The 8,156-nt window shown below is 70.1% G+C and carries 6 protein-coding genes; all 6 read left to right on the forward strand.

The window, feature by feature from the left end:
* Positions 1-369 precede the first annotated feature (369 nt).
* The 6 genes from G6O54_RS36110 (at position 370) to G6O54_RS36135 (ending at position 8,054) form a co-directional block, all read left to right on the forward strand.
* Positions 370-1,341 carry a C-terminal binding protein gene (locus G6O54_RS36110; RefSeq protein WP_165235658.1) on the forward strand — a complete coding sequence of 324 codons (972 nt, stop codon included), beginning with the start codon at positions 370-372 and terminating at the stop codon, positions 1,339-1,341.
* 63 nt (positions 1,342-1,404) lie between these two features.
* Positions 1,405-2,211, forward strand: coding sequence for a fumarylacetoacetate hydrolase family protein (locus tag G6O54_RS36115; RefSeq protein WP_165235661.1), 807 nt, complete (start codon positions 1,405-1,407; stop codon positions 2,209-2,211).
* Between the two features lie 94 nt (positions 2,212-2,305).
* On the forward strand, positions 2,306-3,868 hold the full coding sequence (locus tag G6O54_RS36120; protein ID WP_165235664.1) for an Nramp family divalent metal transporter: 1,563 nt from the start codon (positions 2,306-2,308) through the stop codon (positions 3,866-3,868).
* A gap of 82 nt (positions 3,869-3,950) precedes the next feature.
* Entirely contained in the window at positions 3,951-4,781 is an 831-nt protein-coding gene (locus tag G6O54_RS36125; RefSeq protein WP_165235667.1) for an SDR family NAD(P)-dependent oxidoreductase, read from the forward strand.
* A gap of 6 nt (positions 4,782-4,787) precedes the next feature.
* Entirely contained in the window at positions 4,788-6,803 is a 2,016-nt protein-coding gene (locus tag G6O54_RS36130; RefSeq protein ID WP_165235670.1) for an alpha-ketoacid dehydrogenase subunit alpha/beta, read from the forward strand.
* 9 nt (positions 6,804-6,812) lie between these two features.
* The gene (locus G6O54_RS36135; protein WP_165235673.1) at positions 6,813-8,054 is read left to right on the forward strand and encodes a dihydrolipoamide acetyltransferase family protein; all 1,242 of its coding nucleotides are present in this window, start codon (positions 6,813-6,815) and stop codon (positions 8,052-8,054) included.
* Positions 8,055-8,156 lie beyond the last annotated feature (102 nt).

Below are 8,156 nucleotides of genomic sequence, written 5' to 3' on the forward strand. Positions count from 1 at the left end.
ACACAGGAGGGAGGGGACCGGAATGGCTCGCCCTGTTCGACGTGCGACCTCGCTCGACTTCCACTTGTGGGTAAAGCAGAGCTTGGTAAGGGGGAGGGCCGGATTTGGCCTCGTCCTGAAGCCCGCACACGCTTCCGCCGGATGAGCCGAGGTGCGGGCTGCGCGCGGTGATGAGGACGTCTTCCGGATCTTCCGCGGCTTGGGGCTTGTGGGCGTTCCGCGCGCTCCCTAGATTGTATGACAATCTTCCCCGGGGTCAGTCGAATCCGAGTCTTGCGGGCCAGGCCCTGCGATCGGTCATCAGCCGTTCGTCGGATCGGCCACGGGCGGGTTGCGCACGGTTCTCCACCCGACGATGAGGGGTTTCGCATGCCGACGGTCGCCGTGACGGACGCAACCTTTCCGACGCTCGACATCGAGGCCGAGATCCTCCGCCCGGCGGGCGCGGAGTTGGTCGCGGGGCAGTGCAAGAGCGTCGAGACGCTGATCCCGCTCGTCCGCGAGGCCGACGCCGTCCTGACCCAGTTCGCCCAGATCCGGGAGGAGGTGATCGGGGCCATGCAGAGGGCGCGGGTCATCGTGCGGTACGGGATCGGCGTGGATAACGTGGACCTGGACGCCGCCCGGGCCCGTGGCATCCCCGTCTGCAACGTGCCCGACTACTGCATCGACGAGGTGGCCGATCATACGCTGGCCTTCATCCTCGCGACGACCCGCCAGGTCGTGCCGAACCTCCAGAACATTCGCGACGGGGCCTGGGGCCTCGCCACGCCGCTCGACCGCCTGCGCACGCTCTGCGATCAGACGGTGGGGATCGTCGGATTCGGGCGGATCGGGCGCGAGGTGGCCTCGCGTCTCGCCCCTTTCAAGTGCCGCCGCCTGGTGGCCGATCCGGGCGTATCCGCCGACCAGGTCCGGGCCGCGGGTTGCGAGCCCGTCTCCCTGGGGGCGTTGCTGGCGGGATCCGACGTGGTGACCCTGCACTGCCCCTCGACCCCGCAGACCCGAAGGCTCCTGAACGCGGCGACGATCGCGAGCCTGAAGTCGGGCGCGATCCTCGTGAACCTCGCGCGGGGCGACCTGATCGAGACCTCGGCGCTCGTCGCGGCCCTGCTGTCCGGGCAGGTGGGCGCCGCCGCGATCGACGTCTGCGACCCGGAGCCGATCCCGCCGGATAGCCCGCTCCGTTCCCTGCCCAACGTGATCGCGGCCCCTCACATCGCGTCGGCGAGCGTGAAGGCGGTGCGGCGGCTCCGCGAGACGGCCGCGCAGATCGTCCTCCGCGTGCTGAGCGGAGAGGCGCCACCGAACGTCGTCAACGGGGTGATGCCTCGGTCCTGAATGGATCGCCCGGGCGATCCGGCCGAGCACTTGCATCGAGGACCATCGAACAGGGAGTCGACCATGAAGATCATTCGCTACCGGGATGCCGACGGCACGGTCCACCACGGGCGACTCCACGACGACGGCCGGGCCACCCGCCTCGCCGGTGACGTGTTCGGGAAGCCCGCCGACACGGGCGAGGTCGTCGAGGGGTTCAAGCTGCTGGCGCCGATCGAGCCCCGGGACATCCTCTGCATCGGCCTGAACTATCGCAGGCATGCGGCCGAGGGGAATCAGCCGATCCCGGAGTTCCCCGTCCTGTTCATGAAGAACAGCGGCGCGCTCCAGAATCCCGGCGACCCGATCGTGCTGCCCAGGCGGCTCCGGAGCGATGCGGTCGACTACGAATGCGAGCTCGCCGTGGTCATCGGCAAGGCGTGCCGCAACGTGCCGAAGGCCGAGGCGCTGGACTACGTCCTTGGCTACACGTGCGCGAACGACGTGAGCGCGCGGGACTGGCAGTTGAAGCACGGCGGCACCCAGTGGTGCCGCGGCAAGACCTTCGCGACGTTCTGCCCGCTCGGCCCCTGCCTCGTGACGGCCGACGAGATCGCCGACCCGAATGCGCTGGGGATCCGGACGATCCTCAACGGCCGGACGATGCAGGACTGGAAGACCGACGACATGATCTTCGACGTGCCGACCCTGATCGAGTTCCTCAGCGGCAGCACCACGCTCGCGGCCGGCACCGTGATCCTGACCGGCACGCCGCACGGCGTCGGCGGCGCCCGCAAGCCTCCCGTGTTCCTGCAACCGGGCGACACCGTCACCGTCGAGATCGAGGGGATCGGGTCGCTCACGAATCCGGTCGTCGAGGAGGCGTCCTGAGCGCCGCCTCGACGGCCCGAGGCGGCTACGGGGACCGGGGCGGCCATCGTACTCCACGGCACGGAAGCGGCTCGCGAGCGGAGAGGCCCGGCCGATGTTCCAGGACAACCAGATTCCCGCGTGGACGACCGACGACCTGGCCGAGCCGAAGGGGCTGAGCTGGCGGAACTGGGCCAGTTTCATCGGCCCCGGGATCGTCATGATGGGGATCCAGATCGGCGGCGGGGAGTGGCTCCTCGGGCCGACGGTGACGGCCCGGTACGGCGGCTCCATGATGTGGATCGCCACGGTCGCGATCGTCGTCCAGGTCTTCTACAACCTGGAGTGCGGGCGCTATGCCCTGTACTGCGGGGAGCCGGTCTTCACCGGCTTCATGCGGTGCCGCCCCGGGCCGCTCTTCTGGGTCGGCGTCATGCTGACGCTCAACGTCTCGGCCCTGGTCCCCGGGCTCTCGACCCACGGGGCGGCGATGATCGCGGCGCTGATCCTCGACCGTCCGCCCACGCCGGACGACCGCTGGCTGGTCACCCCGCTCGCCTACGCATGCCTCCTCGCGGTCGCCCTCCCCGTGCTGCTCGGCGGCAAGGTCTACAACGTCCTTCAGGCGGTGATGACCGCCAAGGTCGTCATCGTCCTGGGGTTCTGCCTGGCGATCGGGGCGACGTGCGTCGGCGCCTCGAGCTGGTGGAACGTCTTCAGCGGCTTCCTCAAATTCGGGAACGTCCCCGTCGGCGACGGCCATGGCGGCGAGGTGGTGGCGAACGGGTTCGCGCACCTCTGGGCGACCGGCGAATGGCCCGTCGTCTCGACGGCCAGCATCGTGGTCCTCGGCGCCTTCGCCGGGTACGCCGGCGGGGGCGGCCTGGCGAACTCGACCTACTCCAACTTCGTCCGCGACAAGGGGTGGGGGATGGGGGGACGGGTGGGGGCGATCCCCAGCGCCATCGGCGGCCGGAACGTCGCGCTCAGCCACGTCGGCAAGGTCTTCCCGCTGACCAGCGAGAACCTCCGGCGCTGGCGCGGCTGGTGGCGTTACGTCCTGACCGACCAGGTCCTCATCTGGGCGCCCGGTTGCTTCATGGGGATGGCCCTGCCGGCCTTACTCTCCATGCAGTTCGCCCACTTCTCAACGATCACCCCCGAGCAGGCCAGCGTGGCCCAGTCGACCATCACGGCCGACGGCCTGCGGCACGCGGCCTCCAGCCCGATGGTGGGGAAGCTGCTCTGGATCGCGGCCCTGTTCACCGGGCTGGTGGTCATGCTCCCGAGCCAGATGTCGATCGTGGACGACTTCAGCCGGCGCTGGACCGATGCCATCTGGAGCGCCAGCCGGCGGGTCCGCGCGACCATGGAGCCGCACCAGGTGAAGTTCATCTACTATTCGATCCTGGGGAGCTATGTCCTCTGGTCCTTCGCGTGCGCCTACTACTTCAGCAATGCGCCCCGACTGATGACCGACTTCATCGCCAACTTCAACAACCTGGCCATCGGGGTCACCTCGTTTCAGCTATTGTGGATCAACCTCCGGCTCCTGCCGCCCGAGCTGCGCCCGCGATGGTATCACGTCGCCGGGGTCCTCGGGTGCGGCGTCTTCTACCTGGGGCTGGCGGCGCTCGTGTTCGTCTTCAAGATCTGGCCCTACATGACGTCCTCGTGATCCGTCCCCGGGGTGCCTCGTCGCTGGTGCCCGACCGATGAGGGCAGGGAGATTCCATGGTCAAGCGAGAGGGATGTTCGAGATGAGCCTGTTCGACCTGACCGGCCGGGTCGCCGTGGTCTCGGGGGCCGCCCAGGGCATGGGGCGGGCGACCGCCCTGGCGATCGGCGAGGCGGGGGCCGACGTGGTCCTGGTGGACCGTCAGCTCGCCGGGGCGGAGTCCACCGCGGACCGGATCCGCGCACTCGGCCGGCGTGCGCTGGTGTCGGCGTGCGACGTGTCCGACCCCGAGGCCATCGCCGGGCTCTTCCGCGAGGTCGACGACGCGTTCGGCCGGGTGGACTTCCTCGGCAATATCGCGGGCGACGGGTCCCTGGCCAGGCCCGAGGACCTGACGATCGCCGAGCTCCACCGGGTCTTGCAGAACCTGGTCGTCGGCCGGTTCGCGATGTGCCAGGAGGCCGGGCGCCGGATGCTCGCCCGGGGGCACGGCTCGATCATGAACATCGGCTCGCTGGCGAGCACGACGGCCCTCGGCCGCGGCCACATCGCCTACAGCATGGCGATGGGCGCGGTCGTGCAGATGACCCGCGAGCTCAGCACCGAGTGGAGCCACCGCGGCGTCCGGGTGAACTGCGTCACGCCGGCCCAGGTCGTCAACCCGAGCCTCTCCGCCCGGATGGCCGACGACCCGACCCTGGAAGGCCGCTTCCTGCGCGGGATCCCCGCGGGCCGGCTCGGCCGGCCGGAGGACATCATGGGCCTCGCCGTGCTGCTGGCCTCCGACGCCTCGGCGTGGATCACCGGCGCGATCATCCCCATGGACGGGGGGAACCTCGCGATGAACGCCGGCGGGACGCCGGGCCATCAATCGTTCCCCGTACAGGCCTTTCGGGCGGAAGAGACGAGGTAGCCGCGAATGAGCCAGACCCAGGTCGTGACCCCCCTCGATACGTTGCTCCGGCTCTACCGCACCATGCAGGTGATCCGGCAGACCGAGGAAGAGCTCGCGCGATGCCATCAGCGCGGTCTGATCCACGGGGCCTGTCACACCTACGTGGGCGAGGAGGCGATCGCGGCCGGCGTCTGCGCCCACCTCAAGGCGGACGACGTGGTCTTCAGCACCCACCGCGGCCACGGCCACGCGCTAGCGAAAGGGCTGCCGCCGCGCGAGCTGATGGCCGAGCTCTTCGGCCGCGCCACCGGCTGCTCGCGTGGCCGCGGCGGCAGCATGCACCTGTTCTCGCCCGAGATCGGCATGATGGGGACCAGCGGCATCGTCGGCCCCTGCATCCTGCAGGCCTGCGGGGGCGGGTACAGCTCCAAAGTGCTCCGCAACGGGACCGTGGCGGTGGCCTTCTTCGGAGACGGCGCCGTCAACAACGGTGCCTTCCACGAAGGGCTCAACATGGCCAGCATCTGGAAGCTCCCGGTGCTCTTCGTCTGCGAGAACAACCAGTTCGCGACCGAGGTCCCCTTCGCCTACGCCAGCGGCATCCCGGACGTCGGCCGCCGGGGCGCGGCCTACGGGATCCCGGGGATCGAGATCGACGGCAACGACGCCCTCGAGGTCCACCGCGTCGCCGGCGAGGCCGTGGCGCGGGCCCGCTCCGGGGGCGGGCCGACCCTGATCGAGTGCAAGACCTATCGCACCCGGGCCCACGCGGAAGGCATGGGCGATTTCACGTATCGGACGAAGGACGACGTCGAGGCCTGGAAGGCGCGATGTCCGATCGCCCGGCTGCGGCGGGCGGCGTCCGAGAGCCCGCCGGCGGGACTCGCCGCGGACGATCTGGCCCGGCAGCTCGATGCCATCGACGAGGAGGTCCGGGCCGGGGTGCTCGACGCGCGCGCCTTCGCGGAAGCCTCCCCGCCCCCCGGGCCCGAGACCGCGACGCAGCACGTCTACGCCGAGGGCTCCCCCTCGCGGCCGCTCGAGCCGGAGCCGCCGCCGTCCTCCCGGACGCTCACGTTCTCCGAGGCCACACTGGAGGCGCTCTCGGAGGAGATGGAGCGCAACCCCCGGATCTTCGTCATGGGGGAAGGGATCGGCAAGCGCGGCGGCAACTTCGTGACCACGAAGGGGCTCTACGACCGGTTCGGCGCCGAGCGGCTCTGCGACACGCCGATCTCCGAACGCGGCTTCGTGGGGCTCGCCTGCGGCGCCGGGATGACCGGGACACGCCCCGTGATCGACTTCATGTTCGCCGACTTCGTCCTCGACGGCTTCGGCGAGATCGTCAACCAGATCGCCAAGATGCAGTACATGTCGAGCGGCCGGCTGACGATGCCGGTGCTGCTCCGCGGCTGCATCGGGATCGGCCATTCCGCCGCGACCCACCACTCGGGCAGCTACTACGGGATCTACGGGCAGGTGCCGGGGCTGCGGGTCGTGGTCCCGTCGTCGGGCTTCGACGCCAAGGGCTTGCTGAGGCACGCGCTGCGATCCGACGACCCCGTCCTGTTCCTGGAACACCGCGAGATCCTCCAGACGAAGGGGCCCGTCCCGGATTCCGACTACGAGATCGAGTTCGGCAAGGCCCGGGTGGTCCGCGAAGGTCGGGACCTCACCGTCGTGGCCCTGGCGCGGATGGTCCACCACACCCTGGCAATTTGCGACGAGCTCGAACGCGAGGGGATCTCCGTCGAGCTGGTCGACCCCCGGACGGTTGCTCCGCTCGACACCGGGTCGATCCTGCGATCCGTCCACAAGACCGGACGGCTCTTGATCGTCGACGAGCCCCCGGCCCCTTATGGCTTCAGCGCCGAGATCGCCGCCCGCGTCGTCGAGGACGGCTTCGACGACCTGGACGCCCCGATCCGGAGGCTGACCGGCGCATCCTGTCCCACGCCCTACAGCCCGTCGCTGGAAGAGGCCGTCGTCCCGGGGCCGCGCGACATCGCGGACGCCATTCGGAATCTGATGAAAGAGTGAGCGTGGAACATGCCTCACGAGATCCGCGTCCCGCGGCTTGGCTGGTCGATGGAAGAGGGCACGTTCGTCGGCTGGCGCAAGCGGCCCGGCGAGCCCGTGGCCGCCGGCGAGATCCTGTTCGAGCTCGAAGGGGAGAAGGCCCTCCAGGAGATCGAATCGCTCGACGCGGGCATCCTGCACGTCCCCGACGATTCTCCCGCACCCGGAAGCGTGGTCCCCGTCGGGCACCTGCTCGGCTACCTGCTCGTCCCCGGCGAGCCGGTCCCCGGCCCGTCGGAAACGACCGCCAAGGCACCGGCGGAGTCTCCGGGATCGACGGCTCTCCCCGAGAGTCGGCCGGCGGTTGCGGTTGACGTCGCGGAGTCCCGCCCGCTCGCGTCGACGATCGCGAGTCCTCGTGCCCGCCGCGTCGCGGCGGAGCTGGGGGTGGACTGGACCGTGGTCCGAGGGACCGGCCAGGGAGGCCGCGTCCGCGAGCGTGACGTCCGGGCCGCCGCAGACGTCGCCGCGCCCGCCGGGACGAGTTCCCCGAGGTCGACGCCGGCCTCCGGGCCGAGGCTCGTGCGCGTCTCGCCTCGCCGCAAGGCGATCGCGGACCGGCTCCGGCTCAGCCGCGAGCGGACCATCCCGGTGACCATCACCACGGTTGCCGATGCGACGAATCTCCGGGGGCTCCGGGAGCAGTTCAAGGCCCGGGGCGCGACGATCATCCCGTCCCTGACCGACATCATGGTCTGCCTGGTCGCCGGGACCTTCCGGTCTCACCCGCACATGGCCGCTCGCTGGCAGGACGACCATGAGTCCCTTTTGCAGGCCGCGGAGGATGGGCTCCACGTCGGGATCGCGGTCGATACGCCCGAGGGCCTGCTCGTGCCGGTGATCCGGGACGCCGGCCGGAAGTCCGTGATCGAGGTCGCGACGGCGTCCCGGGCGCTCATCGATCAGGCTCGCACGGGCCGGCTGGCGGCCGACGCCATGCAGGGAGGCGTCTTCACGATCACGAACCTGGGCGGGTTCGGGATCGACGCCTTCACGCCCATCATCAACTACCCCGAGATCGCCATCCTCGGCCTCGGGGCCATCCATCGCCATCCGGTCCCCTGCCCCGCCGGTCGCACCCTCCCGAGCGATCACATGGTCCTCAGCCTGACCTTCGATCACGCCGCCGTCGATGGTGCCCCCGCCGCGGCCTTCCTGAAGGACCTGTCGGCCGCGGTGGCGAACGTTGCCGCCTGCTTGATCGCTCGCTGAAGAAGCCTCCGTAAGGCGCGGGAGAAGATCCGCGAGCTGCGGGTTTCGCTATAAGCGGCCTTGGATGTGAAGAAGGCAGGTGGCTGGCGGCCCGGATGGGCT

This window comes from Aquisphaera insulae, assembly GCF_011064615.1.
Taxonomy (GTDB): Bacteria; Planctomycetota; Planctomycetia; order Isosphaerales; family Isosphaeraceae; genus Aquisphaera; species Aquisphaera insulae.